The sequence below is a fragment of the Nonomuraea sp. NPDC049378 genome (assembly GCF_055586745.1).
Genome location: NZ_JBVJHP010000017.1, coordinates 173,090 through 192,334 on the forward strand (window position 1 = coordinate 173,090; position 19,245 = coordinate 192,334).

Consider the following 19,245-nt stretch of genomic DNA (forward strand, 5'->3'; position numbering starts at 1 on the left):
TGGCACACGAAGGTTCCATCCTGACCGCCGCCGACCTGGCGGGCAACGGCGCGCACGGCGACGATCCCGACGTGCACGGCAAGTTCGGCATCTTCGGCGGCAGATACGTGCCGGAGGCCCTCATCCCGGCGCTCGACGAGGTGGCCGCGGTCTACGAGAAGGCCAAGAACGACGCGCAGTTCCTGCGCGAGTTCGACCACCTGCTGCGCACCTACGCCGGCCGGCCGACCACGCTGACCGACGTGCCGCGCTTCAGCGAGCAGGCCGGTGGCGCCCGGGTCGTGCTCAAGCGGGAGGACCTCACCCACACCGGCGCCCACAAGATCAACAATGTGCTGGGCCAGGCGCTGCTGACCAAGCGGCTGGGCAAGAAGCGGGTGATCGCCGAGACCGGCGCGGGCCAGCACGGCGTGGCCACGGCGACCGCCGCGGCCCTGCTCGGCCTGGAGTGCGTCATCTACATGGGCGCGGTCGACTGCGAGCGCCAGGCACTCAACGTCGCCAGGATGAAGCTGCTCGGCGCGACCGTGGTGCCGGTGACCAACGGCTCGCAGACGCTGAAGGACGCCATCAACGAGGCGTTCCGCGACTGGGTGACCAACGTCGACACCACCCACTACCTCTTCGGCACGGTCGCGGGCCCGCACCCGTTCCCCGAGATCGTGCGCGACTTCGCCCGCATCATCGGCGTGGAGGCCCGCCGCCAGATCCTCGAGCTGACCGGCCGGCTGCCCGACGCGGTGTGCGCCGCGGTCGGCGGCGGCAGCAACGCGATCGGCGCCTTCCACGCGTTCATCGGCGACGAGGGCGTGCAACTGCACGGCTACGAAGCCGCCGGTCGCGGCCTGGAGAGCGGCGAGCACGCGCTCACCCTCACCGCGGGCTCGGTCGGAGTGCTGCACGGCGCGCGCACCTACGTCCTGCAGGACGACGAGGGCCAGACCATCGAGTCCCACTCGATCTCCGCCGGGCTCGACTATCCGGGCGTCGGTCCCGAGCACGCCTGGCTGAGAGACTCCGGCCGCGCCACCTACCACGGCGTCACCGACGACCAGGCGATGGCCGCGTTCTCCCTGCTGGCCAGGACCGAGGGCATCATCCCCGCCATCGAGTCCTCCCACGCCCTGGCGGGCGCGCTGGAGCTCGGCCGCGAGCTCGGCCCGGAGGTCACCATCCTGGTCAACCTCTCCGGCCGCGGAGACAAGGACATGGGCACGGCGATGAAATACTTCAACCTCTGAGACCCGCCGAGGCCTCAGGACCTCCGAGCCCTCGGAGACCTTCGAGACCGCTGAGAGGCCGGGACCACGCGGGCCGCTGACGGCCCGCGCCGGGCCGCTCGCCGCGCGGCCTCCCGCGACACCCAGGGCCTTCGTCGGCGCGGAGGATTCTGGGCGGGGCGCGCGGCAGGGCATCATGGTGAGACTCGACCTTCGAAACGGACAGACATGACGACTCTTCAGACGGTTTTCGCCAAGGCGAAGGCGGACAACCGGGCCGCGCTCGTCGGCTACCTGCCGGCGGGCTTCCCGTCCAAGGACGGCGCCATCGCCGCCGCCACGACCCTGGTGGAGGCCGGCTGCGACGTCATCGAGATCGGCCTCCCCTACTCCGACCCGCTCATGGACGGGCCCACCATCCAGGACGCCGTGCACAGGTCACTGGTCAACGGCACGCGCATCGCCGACGTGATGCGCACGGTCGAGGGGGTCGCCGCGACCGGTGCCGCCACGCTCGTCATGACCTACTGGAACCCCATCGACAAGTACGGCGCCGAGCGCTTCGCCCGCGACCTGGCCAACGCGGGCGGCGCGGGCACGATCACGCCCGACCTGACGCCCGAGGAGTCGGAGCCGTGGCGGGCCGCCTCGGCGGGCGCCGGCATCGACACCGTGTTCCTGGTGGCGCCCAGCTCGACGGAGCAGCGCATCAAGGCCGTCGTCGACTGCTGCACGGGTTTCGTCTACGCGGCCTCGCTCATGGGCGTCACGGGCGCCAGAGAGAGCGTCAACGTCGCCGCCGAGGGCCTCGTGCAGCGCACCCGCGCCCACACCGACCTGCCGGTGTGCGTGGGCCTGGGGGTCGGCACCGGCGATCAGGCGGCCGAGGTGGCGGCCTACGCCGACGGCGTCATCGTCGGGTCGGCGTTCATCCGCCGCATGCTCGACGCCCCCGACGAGGCAGCGGGCCGGGAGTCGATCGCCGTCCTCGCGAAAGACATGGCCAAGGGCGTGCGCCGCTGACCCCGGCCGGCAGGCACGTCCACCGCCAGGGTGAGCAGCCCCTGCTCCGGCGCTCACGGCCGCACGGCCCTGGCGAACAGCCCGGCCAGCTCGTCGGCATATTCCGCCAGATCGGCGTCCGGGTCGGCCTCCAGCAGGAACGGCAGCCCGTCGAGCGCCCGCTGGATCGCCATCGCCATCACGCGGGTGTTGAACGCGCCGAACTCGCCGCTCTCCTGGCCCCGGACGAGGATGCGCTCGACGTGGGCCAGCACCGACAGGTCGGTGGCCGCGTCCTGTGCCGCAGAACCGCCTTCCGGCCTGAAGTTGAGGAAGATCTCCGTGGCGGCGCGCATCTCGGCGCGGTGGCCGGCGATGTACTCCACCAGCGACCGGATGTAGGTCTCGAGCGCGGCGCCCGGCGTGGTCGCGGTGCTCACCCGCGCGGTCATGAACGCCCCCAGCTCGCTGTAGATCGTGCCGATCGCCTTGCCTATCAGCTCGTCCTTGCTGTCGAAGTGGTAGGAGATCAGCCGGGTGCTGCTGAGCCCGGCCCGCTCGGCGATCCTGGAGAAGGACGCCTGCCGATAGCCGAGCTCGGCGATCGTGGCGATGGTCGCGGCGACGATCTGTGCGCGCCGCGCGGAGCTCGTCACCGAATCCTCCCGCCTTACTTGCATGAGTAATTTTTAACTCATCCAAGTAAAACGCGCAACTCGGAGAGCCTGAACGAGGAAGCGGCTTAGTCGACGCTTATCGTGAACGTGATCGGATGGGAACCCGGTACTGTGCCCATCTCGGCACAGGGAAAGAGGAGATGGCCCGTGGTCGCGTCACAACCGTCACATCGAGCTACGTCAGCGATACCCTGGGTGACGGTCGTCGCCCGGCTGGTCCTGGGCGGAGTGCTGATCGCGGCGGGTGCGCTCAAGATCGGCAACCCGACGGACTCCGTGGTGGCGGTCAAGGCTTACCAGTTGCTGCCCGAGTCGATCGCCGTCCCGGTGGGCTACGCCCTGCCGATGCTGGAGATCGTGGTCGGCGTGCTGCTGGTCGTCGGTCTGCTGACCAGGGTGGCCGCGGTGGTCGCGGGGCTGCTCATGTTCGCGTTCGTCTTCGGCATCGCCTGGGCCTGGGCGAACGGCCTGCGGATCGACTGCGGCTGCTTCGGCGGCGGCGGCCAGTTGGGAAAGGGGCAGGAGCCCACCTACCTGCTCGACATCCTGCGTGACTTCGGCCTCGTGCTTCTCGGCGCCTGGATCACGCGTTTCCCGCCGGGCCGTTTCGCTCTCGACGGAGCACTCGGCCTGGGGGGCGATACTCGTGATGTGGAGGACGAAGGATGAGCAAGGGGCAGCGGACGAAGACCATGTCGAAGTCAGCGCGTGACAAGATCAAGGAACAGCAGGCCGCCGCTCGGGCCCAGGAGCGGCGCAGGAAGATCGTGACCTACGTGACCGCCGGAGTGGTGGCGGTGGCCGCGGTCGGAGCCGGCTGGTGGTATGCGGCCAGCACCTCTCAGTCGGAGGAGGCCTCCGGCGCGCTCGCACCCATCACGGTGCAGCCCGACGGCGCCGCCGTGATGGCCAAGCAGGGTGTCACCGCGCCCGTGGTCGACATCTATGAGGACTTCCAGTGCCCCGCCTGCAAGGAGCTCGAGCGGGTCAGCGGGCAGACGTTCAAGAACCTCGCCGCCGAGGGTCTGGCGAAGGTGGTCTACCACCCCATCACGATCTTCTCGCAGGAGCCGACCAAGTCCAATTCCGTACGCGCGGGCAGTGCCTCCCGCTGCGTGGCCGACGGCAAGCAGTGGATGGCCTTCCACGACCTGCTCTTCGAGAACCAGCCGCCGGAGACCGAGCCCGGTTTCAAGCCCGAGCAGCTCGTGCAGTGGGGCAAGGACGCCGGGGTCACCTCGCCGGGGTTCGAGCAGTGCGTCACTTCGGGCAAGCACGCCCAGGCGCAGCTGTCGTACAGCAAGAAGGTCAGCGATGAGCAGAAGCTCGACCATACGCCGACCGTGAAACTGAACGGCATAGAAATAGACAACGGGGTACTCTTCAGCCCACGAGAGTTGCGCGAAGAGATTACGAAGGCGGCCAAGTAGCCGCGCTTCCGCTACCCTCACGTGACATGCCCCTTGCCTCGATTCCCAGCCCTTCCCAAGGGGTCTGGTATCTCGGAATCATCCCGATCCGGGCTTATGCGCTCTGCATCGTGCTCGGCGTCATCGTCGCCGTCTGGCTGAGCGAGCGGCGTTGGCGCGCTCGTGGAGGTCAGCAGGGGACGATCATCGATATCGCGGTCCCCGCGGTCATCTTCGGTCTGATCGGCGGCCGCCTCTACCACGTCATCACCGACTGGCAGACCTATTTCGGCAGCCGCGCGATCAAGGAGCCCATCCAGGCGCTGTTCATCTGGGAGGGCGGTCTCGGCATCTGGGGCGCGGTCGCGCTCGGCGGCGTCGGCGTCTGGTGGTCCGTGCGCAAGCGCGGCATCTCCATGGGCGCCGTCGCCGACACGGTCGCCCCCGGCATCGCCTTCGCCCAGGGCATCGGCCGCTGGGGCAACTGGTTCAACCAGGAGCTGTACGGCTCGCCGACCACGCTGCCGTGGGGCCTGGAGATCGACGCCGCCCACGGGGGAGAGCCCGGGGTCCTCTACCACCCGACGTTCCTGTACGAGTCGGTCTGGGACATCGCGCTCGGCTTCGCGCTGCTGTTCGCCGGGCGGCGGTTCATGTTGCACCATGGCCGGCTGTTCGCCCTCTACGTCGCCGGCTACACCCTCGGCAGGTTCTGGATCGAGGGCCTGCGCATCGACCCGGTCGGCGGGGTCGACCACGCGGTGACCTTCCTCGGGCTCCGGATCAACCAGTGGACGTCGATCGTGCTGTTCGCGGGCGCGCTGGTCTACCTCTGGGCGATGAGGAAGAAGGACAGCGAAGAGATCGTCGTGCCCCTGTCCGAGCTTCCGGACCCGGCGCACGTGTCCGGCCAGGCCGACCCAGGCTCGCCCGACGCCCCTTCCCCGGCGTCGTCGGGCGACGCTGCTGACCCGCCGGCGGATGGGTCCGGCGGCGGCACGCCGGGTGAGCCCGGCGCGGAAGCGACGACGCCCTCCGACGAAACCTCCCTGGCGGGGGACGACGCGCCCGGGGCCGACGCGGCCCGGAGCGACGCGGCCGGGGCCGATGCGGCGGGGGCCGACGCGGCCGACGGCGGCGAGGCCGATCGCGGGCCGAAGGGCGATGATCCGGCGCCCGGCGAGCCGGCGGAGATCCCCGAGGGTGAGGCCGCGACGAAGGGGAAGAACTCGCGATGAGCGGTCGCGCGGAGGCGCACCACCAGCACCGCGACGTCACCGGAGGCTGGTTGCGGCCATCGGTGTTCGGGGCGATGGACGGTCTGGTGTCGAACTTCGCGCTGATCGCGGGTGTCGCGGGCGGCACCGCCGACACCAAGGTCATCTCCCTCGCCGGCGTCGCCGGGCTCGCCGCGGGCGCGCTGTCCATGGCGGGTGGCGAATACGTCTCGGTGGCGAGCCAGCGCGAGCTGGCCCAGGCTGAGATCGCCGTCGAACGCCGCGAGCTCGCCCGTCACCCCGACGACGAACGCGTCGAGCTGGCGCAGACGTTCGTCGAGAAGGGCGTGTCCCCGGAACTGGCGGCCGAGGTCGCCCGGCAGATCTCGCAGAACCCCGAGCAGGCGCTGGAGGTTCACACCCGTAACGAGCTCGGCGTGGCCCCCGGCGACCTGCCGTCGCCGTCGCTGGCCGCGGTGTCGTCGTTCCTGTCGTTCAGCCTGGGGGCGGTGCTGCCGCTGCTGCCGTACCTCGTCGGGATGCGGAGCCTGACGGTGTCGGCGGTGATCTCCTGCGTGGCCCTGTTCGCGGCGGGCGCGCTCGTCTCGACGGTGACCGCCCGTAACTGGTGGTATTCCGGGGTGCGGCAGCTCGTGGTGGGCGGGGTGGCCGCCGCGGTCACGTTCGCGCTGGGCAACCTGATCGGGGCGGCGGTGCTGTGATGGCCCGCAGAAGAGCCGCGCCCGGTTCCGGCAACCCCTCACGAAGCCCTCACGACGGTGCCCGCCCCGCATCCGACCCCCAGGGCGGCGGCCAGCACGCCGCGGGTGGGCGTAGTGGTGAGTGGCCTGCGGCGGAGGGTCGTGGTGACGGCTGGCCTGCGGCGGGTGCGCAGGGCCAGGGGCCGTTCTCGGGGGTCGAGGGCGCGCACGCGGACGGCGCGGACCGGTCCGCGGGCTCCCGTGGCGGCCGGAGGGCGCGCGTACGTGGCCGCAGGCAGCAGGTGCCCCCCGACGTCGATGGCACGAGCTCCCGTGGCCGGTCAGCGGACGGTGATGACCGGACCGGGGGCCGATCCGGCGGCGGTTGGCCCGCTACGGCGAGCGGGGAGGGCGACGGCGGCCGGTCGGCCCGTACGCGTGGAGGGCGCAGGTCGGCCCGCCGGGCCGCCGCCGACCCACCCTCAGGTGATCCGGGCACCGGTCCCTTCGGACCCGGCACCAGCACCGGGCCGTTCGGACCCGGCACCAGCACCGGTCCCTTCGGATCCGGCACCATCACCGGGCCGTTCGGCGCAGAGCCGGCGGGCGGGAGCTTCCACGGCGGCACCGGGCAGCCCGGACCAGAAGGCGGCGGTGCCGGCTGGTTCCGCGAAGACGGTCGCGGTCCCGGCCGGCCCGGTGGCGAGGGTGCCGGCCGCACCGGGGGCCGTAGGGATGGCGGGCGGTCCGGCGGTGCTGAGGATGTCGGCTGGCCGGAAGGCCGTAGGGGTGCGGGCCGGTCCGGCGGGCCTGAGGATGCGGGTCGGACCGGCCGTAGGGGTCTGGGGCGGTCCGGCGGCGCTGGGGAGGGTGGCCGGCCGGAGGATCGGCGGGGCGCTGGGCGGCCTGTAGGCGGGGAGACCGGATGGTCCGATGGCAGGGGCGGTGCCGGGCGATCCGATGGTCAGGGCGGTGCGGCCTGGCCGGAAGACGGAGGTGGCACCGGGCAGCGCGAGGCCGGTACGTCGGAAGGCGGCAGGCGGGCAAGTGGCCGTGCCGAGCGCTCCGGGGGCAGGGTCAAGCTCCGGGGCAGCGCCGGGTGGCCGCTGCAGGAGGACGGTGGCACGGGCGAGGCCGCGGCGGTGGGGCGGAGGGCGGGCACGCCCTCGCGCAAGCGGCGGCGTACCCCTCCGTCCGACTGGCAGTTCCCGCTGCTCACCGCCTGGGGCCTGCGTCCTGATCAGCAGCGGTTGCTCGTGATCATCGCCGTGGTCGTGGGCGTGCTGGCCGGTGGCACGGGGCTGGTGTTCGCCGTGGGCTCCATCGGCGAGTACACGCCTCAGCAGCGAACGAGTGCCGCCGTGGTCGCGCCCGGCTCGACGTTGCCGCGGATCTTCCACGGCTGGAGCTCGCCCAAACTGTTCGCCCCGCTGACCGACAGGACCAAGGACAAGCGCGCGCTGACGAAGAAGGAAATGTTCGGCCACAAACAGCTCTCCGTCACCAAGAAGCTCAAGCTCAAGCTGGTCGCCAAGCAACTCGACGCCGACTGTGCGGCGGCTCTGTGGGGGGAGACCGTGGTGGAACAGGTCTCCGACGCCGGATGCAGCCAGGCCGCCCGTGGCCTGTACGTCAGCTCCGACGGCCGCTATGTCGGCCAGTACACGCTGCTCAACCTGAAGGACGGCAAGTCGGCCGCCGCCCTGGTGGAGTCGTTGAAGACCGACTACCGGGGCGGGTGGACGATCCCCCTGCCCTCCTCCAAGGCGTCCTTCCCCTCGGGGGGCTACTCCGAGGCGGGCGGCTACGCGCTGGGGCACTATGTCGGCCTTGTCTGGCTCGGCAGAACCGACGGCGCAGAACCGACCGCCAAGGACGACTTCGTCTCCCTGACCTTGGCGTTGCGCGGCGCGGAGAAGCCCGTCTACCGCAGGGTCGTCTCGCTCACGGGGCCGTCGGCCTGATGTCACGTCGTCTCCTCATCCCCGTGGTGATCGCCGCCCTGGTGGCCGTCGCCGCGGGCGGCTGGTGGTGGTCGCGCCGCGACGAACCCCGCCCGTCGGCCTTCCACGCCGAGCCCACTTCCGCCTTCTACGCGGCCATCGACGACCGCAAGAACGACGCCGCCCCGCTCACCCGGCAGGAGGTCTTCACCTCCGCGGTCAAGACCCTGGGGGCCATGCGGCTGGAGAGCACCCAGCAGTTCAGCGACTGCGACGAGGTCCTGTGGGGGGCGTCGGCCTCCGGTTGCACGCAGGCGCTCCAGGGCGTCTACAGGGGCAACCTGACCGCGGGCCAGTTCGTCATCTTCAACATGGGTGACGGGCGAGCCTCCGACGCGCTGGTGTCGGCCCTGGGCAAGGACGGGTTCGTACGCCAGGGCATCGCCTTCGAGGCCGCCGGCAGTCGCGCGCAGGTGCGTGCCATGGGCCACTACGTGACGGTGAGCTGGGTCGGCGGCACCGCGCCCGCGCAGGAACTCCTCGCGGCGCTGGTGGCACTCGACGGCCTGGGCCGTGTCGTCCAGGACCGCGTCGTCGACGCCACCTGACCTCGAAACGGCGCCGGACCCGGTCCGGTGCCGGAATTCGGGTGTGCAGCCGGACTGCGGAAGGGGCGGGCCTCGGTTCAGGGTGGTTCGGTGCTCCGCCTCCGGCAGGACGCCGTGCTGTCGCCTGGCGACCCTGGAAGCCGCGGGCTCAGCCGGTGGGTGCGAGCCCGATGGTGTCCGGCGGGCGCCGGTCAGGGATGCCGCGCGTGTCCGGGTGGCGGGTGCCGGCCCTCTGGCCGGTACGGACCTGCGCGTGGGCGATCGGCGGGGTCCGAAGAAGGTGGTGCCGGGGGAGGCGCTGGGGGTGAGGTGGGAGAGACGGCCGGGGTGACGGGCCTGGACGACGTGGTGTCGGGGAGGCGGCCAGGGAAAGCGGGGCCAGGGAAGGCGGGGCCGGGAGCGGCTCCGCCCGGACCCGGTCAGCGCGGCGAGCGGCGCCAGGGACGTGTACTGGTCTGCGGGAAGTGGCGCCGGGGGAGGCTGAGCGCTGGGAAAGCCGGTCAGGAGGCGGCGCCGGGGGACGTCGGGGCGGGGGAGGTCGAGGTCAGGGACGTGACGGTTGCGGACACCGCCTCGGGGAGGCCGGACAGGCGGTGCAGCGGCGCCTCCAGCGGGGTCAGGTCTTCCGCCCAGAGGGCCGCCTCGCGGATGAGGGCCCTGGCGTCGTTCTTGGTGAGCGTGGCGCCCTGCTCCCGGGCCGCCGCGATGAGGGCCTCGCGCCACGTGTTGGCCAGCTTGGCGTGACCGTTGTCCAGGATCCTGCGCAGCACGCGGGCCGCCGGGTCGCCGGGCTGCGGGAGGCGCACGGCGTCGAGCATGTCCTCGCCGGTGCTCGACGTGTAGACGGCGGACAGCACGCCGGGCAGGGGCGGCAGACCGGCGCCCAGGACGCGAACGTGAGAGGCGCGCGTCGCCAGGAGCAGGCGGGGGAGCGCTGCCTCCAGGCCGGGCGGCAGGGCGACGGCCACGCGGTCGGAGGCGGCCGCGTACGGCTTGGCGAGCCAGGTCGACACCTTGACCCGTGGTTGGGTGAGCTCCTTGGGCCATTCGCCCACCAGCAGGTCGGGCTCGAAGCCCAAAATGCCCCTCTCTGGGGCTGAGATGCCCTTGTGGGCGTTTTCTACGGCTTGTGGGCCTTGGGTGTAGATGGCGGTGGACTGGCGGCTCAGGCGGGACGTCACGGCCGGGCGGGTCTTGCTGGTGGGCCGGAGGATGTACAGGTCGGCCGCCGAGCCGATGGCCTCCGCGCCGAAATAGCGGTTGAAGTCGGGGTAGATGGCTTCGTAGGCGAGGTTGAGGTCGGCCAGCGCCTGCTGGACCTTGAACGCCAGCATGGGCATGCGCTCGCCGGCGCCGTAGGCCAGCAGCACCCGCCCGTCGTCCTTCAGCCCTTCCACGGCGCGAGCCACGAACAGGCCGACGCCCTCCGGTGTGTACGGCGGGTCGGTGAGCGCCAGGTCGTGGCCCCTGGCCGAGGCGGGCAGGCCGAGCCGCAGGTCGGCCCAGCGGGTGCGGACGCCGAGCTCCTGGGCGTCGATGTAGGCCAGGATGCGCTCGTCGATGTCGGCCACCGTGACCTCGGTCTCCGGGTGGACGAGCTTGACGGCCAGCGAGGTCAGGTCGTGGTCGCCCACGCACAGCAGGCGCGTGCCCGGCAGCCAGAAGCGGGCGCCGAGCAGCAGTGCCCGCCGCAGCACGGTCTCGGGCGTGGCGGCGACGTGGTCGAGGACGTGGCGGGCGCGCGGGGCGCCGGCGATGAGGTCGCTCAGGCGGTCGAGCGCGTCGGAGTAGTGGGGGAGCAGGTGGGCGACCGGGTCCTCCGGTGGCGGTGCGACGGCGAAGAGGTCCTGGTAGGCGGGGGTCCTGGTGAGCGGCACGCGGAAGGCGTCGCCGGATCGCTCCAGGGGCAGCTCGCGGAGCAGCGCCTCGATGGCGCGCCTCGACGTGGCGGTCTCGCGGACCAGGCCGGCGAGCCTCCACCACTGGCCGTCGCACACCAGCGTCAGCGCGTGCCTCAGCCGCCTGCTGTCGGCCCCGGCCTCTCGGAGCAGGCGCTCGACCCCGTCACGGTCCATGGGCAAACCCTATCGAGGTGCCAGGGTTGCGCCGGAACGCTCGCGCAGCGCGGCCGGCGAGCCGCCCGCCGGGCGGGGCCGGCGAAAAATCGTCATCTCTGCCGCATACAGGTGCGCCCAAGCGGGAATGACACGGGCCTCGCGCAGAGTTTGGGATAGAGAGTTCGGATGCTGGACCTGCCCGAATGTTCGCAATGCGGACGTGGCGGGCACCATTCCGGCATGGTGTTGTAACCTCTACCCACGATACGCAGCAGGGCCAACGTCGTCCCCGCCTGTAGAGCAGTTCGAGACAGACGATGACGACGGGAGGGACTACATGCCTGCTGCCCACCTCGGGTTCCCCGAGCCTCAGGGCCTCTACCACCCCGCCAGCGAGCACGACGCCTGCGGTGTCGCCATGGTCGCCGACGTCGCGGGACGCCGTGGTCACGGCATCGTGGTCAAGGCGCTGACGGCGTTGTGCAACCTCGATCACCGGGGGGCCAAGGGTAGCGAGCCGGACACCGGCGACGGAGCCGGGATCCTGACGCAGATTCCCGACGAGTTCTACCGCGCGACCGTGCCGTTCGCGCTGCCCGGCGCCGGCGCCTACGCGTCCGGCATCGCCTTCCTGCCGATCGACGAGGAGGCCAGGCGCGTCGCCGTCGGCCTGATCGAGGAGATCGCGGCCGAGGAGGGCCTCACCGTGCTCGGCTGGCGGGAACTGCCCGTCGACCGCGCTCTTCCCGGGCCCAGCGCCCGGGCCGTCATGCCGCACTTCGCCCAGCTGTTCGTGTCGGGACCCGGCGGGCTGGAGGGGCTGGAGCTCGACCGGCTCGCGTTCTGCCTGCGCAAGCGGGCCGAGCACGAGGCCGACGTGTACTTCCCTTCGCTGTCGGCCAGGACGATCGTCTACAAGGGCATGCTCACGCCCGACCAGGTCGAGCCGTTCTTCCCCGACCTGAGCGACGAGCGTTACGCGACCGCGATCGCGCTGGTGCACTCGCGGTTCTCCACCAACACGTTCCCCAGCTGGCCGCTGGCCCACCCCTACCGTTACGTCGCCCACAACGGCGAGATCAACACGGTCAAGGGCAACCGCAACTGGATGCGGGCGCGCGAGGCGATGCTGAAGTCCGCCGACATTCCTGGCGATATTTCACGACTTTTCCCCATCTGTGACCCGGATGGCAGCGACACCGCCAGCTTCGACGAGGCCCTTGAGCTGTTGCACATCGGCGGCCGGAGCCTGCCCCACGCCGTGCTCATGATGATCCCCGAGGCGTGGGAGAACCACACCGAGATGGACCCCGCGCGGCGGGCCTTCTACGAGTTCCACTCCACGTTGATGGAGGCCTGGGACGGCCCCGCCTCGATCACGTTCACCGACGGCACCATGGCCGGCGCGGTGCTCGACCGCAACGGCCTGCGCCCCGGCCGCTTCTGGGTGACCGCCGACGGCCTGGTCGTGCTGGCCTCCGAGGCCGGCGTGCTCGACTTCAGGCCCGACGACATCGTCAGGAAGGGCCGCCTGCAGCCGGGCCGCATGTTCCTCATCGACACCGCCCGCGGCAAGATCATCGAGGACGACGAGATCAAGGCCGAGCTCGCGGCCGAGCTGCCGTACGCCGACTGGCTCCACGCGGGCCTGGTCCGCTTCGAGGAGCTGCCCGCGCGACAGCGCGAGATCCCGACGCACGAGGCGCTCATCAGGCGGCAGCAGACCTTCGGCTACACCGAGGAAGAGCTGCGCGTCATCCTGTCGCCGATGGCCAGGGCCGGTGCCGAGCCGATCGGCTCCATGGGCACCGACACGCCCGTGGCCGTGCTGAGCGAGAAGCCGCGCCTGCTGTACGACTACTTCACGCAGCTGTTCGCGCAGGTCACGAACCCGCCGCTGGACGCCATCCGTGAAGAGCTGGTCACCTCGCTGGCCAGCACGCTCGGGCCCGAGGGCAACCTGCTCGACCCCGGCCCCACGTCGTGCCGCCAGCTCGTGCTGCCGTACCCGGTGCTCGACAACGAAGAGCTCGCCAAGATCATCCACATCAACGACGAGGGTGACCTGCCCGGCTTCCACCCGTACGTCATCAGCGGGCTCTACGACGTGGCGGGCGGCGGCCAGGCGCTGCTGCGGCGCCTGGAGGAGATCAGGACGGAGGCGTCCCAGGCGATCGCCGCCGGCGCGCGCGTCATCGTGCTGTCCGACCGGGGCTCGTCCGAGACGCTGGCGCCGATCCCGGCGCTCCTGCTGACCGGCGCGGTGCACCACCACCTGATCCAGGAGAAGACCCGCACCAAGATCGGGCTGGTCATCGAGACCGGCGAGGCCCGCGAGTGCCACCACATGGCGCTGCTCATCGGCTACGGCGCCGGCGCGGTCAACCCCTACCTCGCCGTCGAGACCGTCGAGGACCTCGTCGACTCGGGCGCGCTCCAGCTCGACAAGCACAAGGCCGTACGCAACCTGATCAAGGCCTACGGCAAGGGCGTCATCAAGGTCATGTCCAAGATGGGTGTGTCCACGGTGGCCTCCTACACCGGCGCCCAGATCTTCGAGGCGCTCGGCCTGAGCCAGGAGGTCATCGACTCCTGCTTCACCGGCACCACCTCGCGCCTGGGAGGCGTCGGCTTCGACGTCCTGGCCAAGGAGATCGAGCTCCGGCACCGCCACGCCTACCCGCGCGTGCCGAACGCCCACCGCAACCTTCAGGTCGGCGGCGAATACCAGTGGCGGCGCGAGGGCGAGCCCCACCTGTTCAACCCCGAGACCGTCTTCAAGCTGCAGCACGCCACCAGGACCCGCCGCTACGAGATCTTCAAGGAGTACACGAACCTCGTCGACTCCCAGGCGGAGCGGCTGATGACCCTGCGCGGCCTGTTCAAGCTGCGCAAGGGCACGCCGATCCCCATCGAGGAGGTCGAGCCCGCCTCGGAGATCGTCAAGCGCTTCTCCACGGGCGCGATGTCGTACGGCTCGATCTCGATGGAGGCGCACGAGACGCTCGCCATCGCGATGAACCGGCTCGGCGGCAAGTCCAACACCGGTGAGGGCGGTGAGGACCCCGAGCGGCTCTACGACCCGGCGCGCCGCAGCGCCATCAAGCAGGTGGCCTCCGGGCGCTTCGGCGTCACCAGCGAATATCTGGTCAACGCGGCCGACCTGCAGATCAAGATGGCCCAGGGCGCCAAGCCCGGCGAGGGCGGCCAGCTGCCCGGCCACAAGGTCTATCCGTGGATCGCCAAGACCCGGCACTCGACGCCCGGCGTCGGCCTCATCTCGCCGCCGCCGCACCACGACATCTACTCGATCGAGGACCTCGCCCAGCTCATCCACGACCTGAAGAACTCCAACCCGGAGTCCAGGGTCCACGTGAAGCTGGTCGCCGAGGTAGGCGTCGGCACGGTCGCCGCGGGCGTGTCGAAGGCGCACGCCGACGTGGTGCTCATCTCCGGGCACGACGGCGGCACCGGCGCCTCGCCGCTGACCTCGCTCAAGCACGCGGGCGCTCCGTGGGAGCTCGGCCTGGCCGAGACCCAGCAGACGCTGCTCCTCAACGACCTGCGCGACCGCATCGTCGTCCAGGTCGACGGCCAGCTCAAGACCGGCCGCGACGTCATCATCGCCGCCCTGCTCGGCGCCGAGGAGTACGGCTTCGCCACCGCGCCCCTCGTCGTCTCCGGCTGCGTGATGATGCGGGTCTGCCACCTCGACACCTGCCCCGTGGGCGTCGCCACGCAGAACCCCGAGCTGCGCAAGCGCTTCACCGGCAAGCCCGAGTTCGTGGTCAACTTCTTCGAGTTCATCGCCGAGGAGATCCGCGAATATCTGGCCGAGCTGGGCTTCCGCTCGCTCGACGAGGCCATCGGGCACGTCGAGCTGCTCGACACGACGGCGGCCGAGGACCACTGGAAGGCCGGCGGGCTCGACCTGTCGCCGATCCTGCACCGGCCGGAGCTGCCCGCGGGCACCGCGCTGCGGCGCGTCGTCGAGCAGGACCACGGGCTCCAGCACGCCCTCGACAACACGCTGATCCAGCTCGCCGAGGGCGCCCTCGCGAACGGCACCCCCGTGACGCTGGACCTGCCCATCCGCAACGTCAACCGCACGGTCGGCACCATGCTCGGCTACCAGGTGACCAAGCGCCACGGCGGCAAGGGCCTGCCCGACAACACCATCGACATCTCGTTCACCGGTTCGGCGGGCAACTCGTTCGGCGCGTTCGTGCCGCGCGGGATCACGCTGCGGCTGACCGGCGACGCGAACGACTATCTCGGCAAGGGCCTGTCCGGCGGGCGGATCACCGTCCGGCCGCACGAGGCGGCCCCGCTCGACGGCCACATCATCGCCGGCAACGTCGCCCTGTACGGCGCCACGTCCGGCGAGGTGTTCGTCCGCGGCGTCGTCGGCGAGCGCTTCTGCGTGCGCAACTCCGGCGCCACGGCGGTCGTCGAGGGCGTGGGCGACCACGGCTGCGAGTACATGACCGGGGGCAGGGCCGTGGTGCTGGGCCAGACCGGGCGCAACTTCGCGGCCGGCATGTCGGGCGGCGTCGCGTACCTGCTGGATCTCAAGCCCGAGCGGGTCAACCGCGAGATGGTCGCCATCGAGGCGCTCTCCGAGCGGGACGCCGAGTTCCTCAAGGAGACCGTCGAGAAGCACTTCGCGGAGACCGGCTCGCCGATCGCCAAGCAGCTGCTCGCCGACTGGGACGCCGCGCTCGGCAGGTTCGGCAAGGTCATGCCGACCGACTACAAGAGGGTGCTGGAGGCCGCCGAGGCCGCCCGCATCGAAGGCAGGGACGTCGACGAGGCCGTCATGGCGGCCGCGGTGCAGTCATGACCCGCCGTAATGAGCCGTGCCGCCATGGCGGGCTGTGCTTGTCAACCACTGTTCAGGGTTAAGGGAGGCGTAACCGAATGGCTGACCCGAAGGGTTTCCTCACGCACGACCGGGAGCTGCCGGCGCGCCGCCCCGTGGACGTCCGCATCAGCGACTGGCGCGAGGTCTACCAGGACTTCCCGCAGGACAGGCTGACCAGGCAGGCGGCCCGCTGCATGGACTGCGGCATCCCGTTCTGCCACAACGGCTGCCCGCTCGGCAACCTCATCCCCGAGTGGAACGACCTCGTCTTCCGCACCGACTGGCGCGAGGCGATCGAGCGGCTGCACGCCACGAACAACTTCCCGGAGTTCACCGGCAGGCTCTGCCCGGCTCCGTGCGAGGCGGCGTGCGTGCTCGGCATCAACTCCGACCCGGTGGCGATCAAGCGGGTCGAGGTCGAGATCATCGACCGGGCGTTCGCCGAGGGCTGGGTGACCCCGCAGCCCCCGGCCGTCAGGACCGGCAAGAAGGTCGCCGTCGTCGGCTCGGGGCCCGCGGGCCTGGCCGCCGCCCAGCAGCTCACCAGGGCCGGGCACGACGTGGTGGTGTTCGAACGGGCCGACAGGATCGGCGGCCTGCTGCGCTACGGCATCCCCGAGTTCAAGATGGAGAAGCGGCACATCAACCGCCGCCTCGACCAGATGCGGGCCGAGGGCACCGAGTTCCGCACCGGCGTCAACGTCGGCGTCGACATCACCGCCGCCGAGCTGCGCGAGCAGTTCGACGCCGTGGTGCTGTCCGGCGGCGCCACCCAGTGGCGTGACCTGCCGGTGGCCGGGCGCGAGCTCAAGGGCGTCTACCAGGCCATGGAATACCTGCCGCTGTCCAACAAGGTCCAGGAGGGCGACCTCGACCGGTCGCCGGTCTCGGCCGAGGGCAAGCACGTGGTGGTGATCGGCGGCGGCGACACCGGCGCCGACTGCATCGGCACGGCGATCAGGCAGGGCGCGAAGTCCGTCACCCAGCTCGAGATCATGCCTCAGCCGCCGGCGACCAGGCCGGGCAACCAGCCGTGGCCGACGTACCCCATGCTGTTCAAGATGGAGAGCGCCCACGAGGAGCTCGCCGACGGCGGGGGAGATCGGGTCTACGCCGTCTCCACCACCGAGTTCGCCGGCGACGCCGACGGCAACGTGCGGGCGCTGCGGCTGGTCGAGGTCGAGGGGCCGCAGAACGGGTTCAAGCCCATCCCCGGCACCGAGCGGGAGATCCCGGCCGAGCTGGTCACCCTGTCCATGGGCTTCCTCGGCCCGGAGAAGGGCGCCCTGCTGCAGGACCTCGCCGCCGTCGCCGGTGACGGCTTCTATGACGCCCGGGGCAACGTCTCGCGTGACAAGACGTACATGTCCAAGGTGGACGGCGTCTTCGTGGCGGGCGACATGGGGCGCGGGCAGTCGCTCATCGTCTGGGCCATCGCCGAGGGCCGCGCCACGGCGTCGGGCGTGGACCGGTTCCTGACGGGGGAGACGGCCCTGCCGTACCCGATCCTGCCCACCGCGCGGCCGCTGGTCTGACGGTACGGCCCGGCGGCCGCCCGCGTGGCGGCCTCCGGGCGGTGCTGCGCGGCCGGCCACGATGCGTTCGTACCTGCGCCGGATCCGTGCGTTCACGGCGCGGGCCGCGCGGGCCGCGCGGGAGGGTTGGTGGGGATTGACCTAGCTTCGCCATCCATCGACCGAAATTTCACTACTAAGGCGCATCGCTGGTTGACTGTCGGGAACATGCGGATTCACGGCCAGTCAGCGAACGGGGGAACCATGCGGCGAGTCGCCTCAGCAACGATGGCGCTCGCCGCCGCAGCCGCCCTCACGGCCTGCGCACCGCCGGCCGCGGCACCCCAGAGACCGGCCGCGCCCCAGAAGGACTATCTCGTCTTCTACGCGGCGGGACGGCACGCCCAGGCCGTGACCGCCGTCGAGCGGGCCGGCGGCACCACGGTCGGAGAGGACGCCAGGCTCGGCTACCTCCTGGCCAGGGGCGCGGGCGGCGGCTTCGCCGAGGGAGTGGGCGCCGACCAGGCCATCGTGGGGGTGTCCGCCGACCGGCGCATCGGTTACGCCACGGCCGGCCGGGGCACTCATCAGGCGGCCCGGCCCGCGGCCTTCCCCGACGCGTCGTCGTTCACCAAGAGCGCGGCGGAGCCGCTCGCCGGCCGCCAGTGGGACATGCGCATGATCGGCGCGGACCGCGCGAACGCCAAGGCCCCCGGCACGAAGAAGGTCCTGGTCGGCGTCATCGACACCGGCGTCGACGGCAAGCACCCCGACATCGCCCCCAACTTCAACCGCGAGCTGAGCCGCAACTTCGTCACCGACAGGCCCAAGGACGAGCACGGCGAGACGCTCGACGGCCCCTGCGAGGCCGAGGGCTGCAAGGACCCCGCCGACGTGGACGACGACGGCCACGGCACCCACGTGGCCAGCACGATCGCCTCCCCGATCAACGGCATCGGCATCGCGGGGGTGGCGCCGGGCGTGCAGATCGTGAACCTCAGGGCCGGCCAGGACTCGGGGTTCTTCTTCCTCAAGCCCAGCCTCGACGCGCTCGCCTACGCCGCCGACATCGGCGTGGACGTCGTGAACATGAGCTACTACGTCGACCCCTGGCTGTTCAACTGCACGTCCAACCCGGCCGACACCAGGAAGCAGCAGCTGGAGCAGCAGGCTGTCATCACCGGCATGCAGCGGGCCCTGGACTACGCCAGGAAGAAGGGCGTGACGCTCATCTCCGCCCTCGGCAACGGCGGCACCGACCTCGGCCATCCCAAGGTCGACGACCAGAGCCCCGGCTACCCGAAGGGCGACGAGAAGAAACGCGAGATCGACAACTCCTGCGTCAACGTGCCCGCGGAGTCCGCCGGCGTCATCTCCGTATCCGCCGTCGGCCCCTCCGGACGCAAGGCGATCTACAGCGACTACGGCGTCGAGCAGACCGACCTGGCCGCGCCCGGAGGTGACATCCTCGACGGTCAGGGCGCCAGAGCCGACCGGGGGATCCTGGCCGCCGCACCCGAGCACGTGCTGCGCGCGTCCGGGCGCATCGACGCCAAGGGCAACCCCAGGGGCGCGGACGTGGTCAAGGACTGCAAGGACGGCCGCTGCTCGTACTACCAGTATCTGGAGGGCACCTCCATGGCCTCGCCGCACGCCACCGGGGTCGCGGCGATCCTGATCAGCCGTTTCGGCAAGCCCGGCAGGGGCGGGCTCCACCTCGATCCCGCCACCACCGAGCGACTGCTCTACAAGACCGCGACCCAGAAGGCGTGCCCGACGCCCCGCCGCCACGTCTACACGATCTACAACAAGACCGAGACGCACGAGTGCGAGGGCGACAAGGCGGACAACGGCTTCTACGGCCACGGCATCGTGGACGCCTGGAAGGCCGCCACCACCGAACCGTGACGGCGTGAGCAGCACACGAACTTGGCCCGTCCAGGGGGTGCCGTTCTCGTTCTGTTCCCCTTCCGCGGGTACGTTCTCCGTCGTCAGTGACTGTTAAGTGGTCTGTACCAATTAAGGTAGGACTC

The 19,245-nt window shown here is 71.1% G+C and carries 13 protein-coding genes; 11 read left to right on the top strand and 2 right to left on the bottom strand.

Translation table 11 applies throughout. The annotated features are described in order from the left end of the window. Positions 1-35: 35 nt before the first annotated feature. Both trpB and trpA read left to right on the top strand, forming a co-directional pair. On the top strand, positions 36-1,241 hold the full coding sequence (gene trpB / locus ACZ6SA_RS33625; RefSeq protein ID WP_347643135.1) for a tryptophan synthase subunit beta: 1,206 nt from the start codon (positions 36-38) through the stop codon (positions 1,239-1,241). Positions 1,242-1,448: 207 nt separating this feature from the next. Next, positions 1,449-2,243: a tryptophan synthase subunit alpha gene (gene trpA / locus ACZ6SA_RS33630; protein ID WP_347642798.1), complete on the top strand. Its 795-nt coding sequence runs from the start codon at positions 1,449-1,451 to the stop codon at positions 2,241-2,243. 53 nt (positions 2,244-2,296) lie between these two features. Here the strand turns inward: trpA and ACZ6SA_RS33635 are convergent, their stop codons facing one another. Then, positions 2,297-2,878, bottom strand: a complete 582-nt coding sequence (locus ACZ6SA_RS33635) for a TetR/AcrR family transcriptional regulator (protein WP_347642799.1) — start codon at positions 2,876-2,878, stop codon at positions 2,297-2,299. 216 nt (positions 2,879-3,094) lie between these two features. On the opposite strand from ACZ6SA_RS33635, the gene ACZ6SA_RS33640 reads away from it, so the two are divergent. The 6 genes from ACZ6SA_RS33640 (at position 3,095) to ACZ6SA_RS33665 (ending at position 8,777) form a co-directional block, all read left to right on the top strand. Then, the gene (locus tag ACZ6SA_RS33640; RefSeq protein WP_132600894.1) at positions 3,095-3,568 is read left to right on the top strand and encodes a MauE/DoxX family redox-associated membrane protein; all 474 of its coding nucleotides are present in this window, start codon (positions 3,095-3,097) and stop codon (positions 3,566-3,568) included. Further along, positions 3,565-4,329, top strand: coding sequence for a DsbA family protein (locus ACZ6SA_RS33645; protein ID WP_347642800.1), 765 nt, complete (start codon positions 3,565-3,567; stop codon positions 4,327-4,329). Before ACZ6SA_RS33640 ends, ACZ6SA_RS33645 begins: the two co-directional genes overlap by 4 nt. A 26-nt stretch (positions 4,330-4,355) precedes the next feature. Then, positions 4,356-5,546: a prolipoprotein diacylglyceryl transferase gene (lgt, locus tag ACZ6SA_RS33650; protein WP_465832728.1), complete on the top strand. Its 1,191-nt coding sequence runs from the start codon at positions 4,356-4,358 to the stop codon at positions 5,544-5,546. Continuing rightward, positions 5,543-6,247, top strand: a complete 705-nt coding sequence (locus tag ACZ6SA_RS33655; RefSeq protein WP_347642802.1) for a VIT1/CCC1 transporter family protein — start codon at positions 5,543-5,545, stop codon at positions 6,245-6,247. The genes lgt and ACZ6SA_RS33655 overlap by 4 nt, the downstream gene beginning before the upstream one ends. A 1,121-nt stretch (positions 6,248-7,368) precedes the next feature. Beyond that, entirely contained in the window at positions 7,369-8,190 is an 822-nt protein-coding gene (locus ACZ6SA_RS33660) for a hypothetical protein (RefSeq protein WP_347642803.1), read from the top strand. Further along, the gene (locus tag ACZ6SA_RS33665; RefSeq protein ID WP_465832730.1) at positions 8,190-8,777 is read left to right on the top strand and encodes a hypothetical protein; all 588 of its coding nucleotides are present in this window, start codon (positions 8,190-8,192) and stop codon (positions 8,775-8,777) included. Before ACZ6SA_RS33660 ends, ACZ6SA_RS33665 begins: the two co-directional genes overlap by 1 nt. A 500-nt stretch (positions 8,778-9,277) precedes the next feature. Here the strand turns inward: ACZ6SA_RS33665 and ACZ6SA_RS33670 are convergent, their stop codons facing one another. Then, positions 9,278-10,852, bottom strand: a complete 1,575-nt coding sequence (locus tag ACZ6SA_RS33670; RefSeq protein WP_465832732.1) for a bis-aminopropyl spermidine synthase family protein — start codon at positions 10,850-10,852, stop codon at positions 9,278-9,280. 319 nt (positions 10,853-11,171) lie between these two features. On the opposite strand from ACZ6SA_RS33670, the gene gltB reads away from it, so the two are divergent. The 3 genes from gltB to ACZ6SA_RS33685 all read left to right on the top strand — a co-directional run bounded on the left by gltB (position 11,172) and on the right by ACZ6SA_RS33685 (position 19,120). Then, positions 11,172-15,677 (top strand): glutamate synthase large subunit, encoded by a 4,506-nt coding sequence (gltB, locus tag ACZ6SA_RS33675; protein WP_465832734.1) that lies wholly within the window; start codon positions 11,172-11,174, stop codon positions 15,675-15,677. Between the two features lie 77 nt (positions 15,678-15,754). Further along, positions 15,755-17,233, top strand: coding sequence for a glutamate synthase subunit beta (locus ACZ6SA_RS33680; RefSeq protein ID WP_465832736.1), 1,479 nt, complete (start codon positions 15,755-15,757; stop codon positions 17,231-17,233). Between the two features lie 243 nt (positions 17,234-17,476). After that, positions 17,477-19,120, top strand: a complete 1,644-nt coding sequence (locus ACZ6SA_RS33685; RefSeq protein WP_347642808.1) for a S8 family peptidase — start codon at positions 17,477-17,479, stop codon at positions 19,118-19,120. Positions 19,121-19,245: the final 125 nt, after the last annotated feature.

What these genes read in the sequence shown, in the direction of transcription:
- lgt (WP_465832728.1), top strand. Translation starts at nt 4,356, where the DNA reads ATGCCCCTTGCCTCGATTCCCAGCCCTTCCCAAGGGGTCTGGTATCTC.
- ACZ6SA_RS33645 (WP_347642800.1), top strand. Translation starts at nt 3,565, where the DNA reads ATGAGCAAGGGGCAGCGGACGAAGACCATGTCGAAGTCAGCGCGTGAC.
- ACZ6SA_RS33685 (WP_347642808.1), top strand. Translation starts at nt 17,477, where the DNA reads ATGCGGCGAGTCGCCTCAGCAACGATGGCGCTCGCCGCCGCAGCCGCC.
- ACZ6SA_RS33680 (WP_465832736.1), top strand. Translation starts at nt 15,755, where the DNA reads ATGGCTGACCCGAAGGGTTTCCTCACGCACGACCGGGAGCTGCCGGCG.
- gltB (WP_465832734.1), top strand. Translation starts at nt 11,172, where the DNA reads ATGCCTGCTGCCCACCTCGGGTTCCCCGAGCCTCAGGGCCTCTACCAC.
- ACZ6SA_RS33655 (WP_347642802.1), top strand. Translation starts at nt 5,543, where the DNA reads ATGAGCGGTCGCGCGGAGGCGCACCACCAGCACCGCGACGTCACCGGA.
- ACZ6SA_RS33670 (WP_465832732.1), bottom strand. Translation starts at nt 10,852, where the DNA reads ATGGACCGTGACGGGGTCGAGCGCCTGCTCCGAGAGGCCGGGGCCGAC.
- ACZ6SA_RS33665 (WP_465832730.1), top strand. Translation starts at nt 8,190, where the DNA reads ATGTCACGTCGTCTCCTCATCCCCGTGGTGATCGCCGCCCTGGTGGCC.
- trpA (WP_347642798.1), top strand. Translation starts at nt 1,449, where the DNA reads ATGACGACTCTTCAGACGGTTTTCGCCAAGGCGAAGGCGGACAACCGG.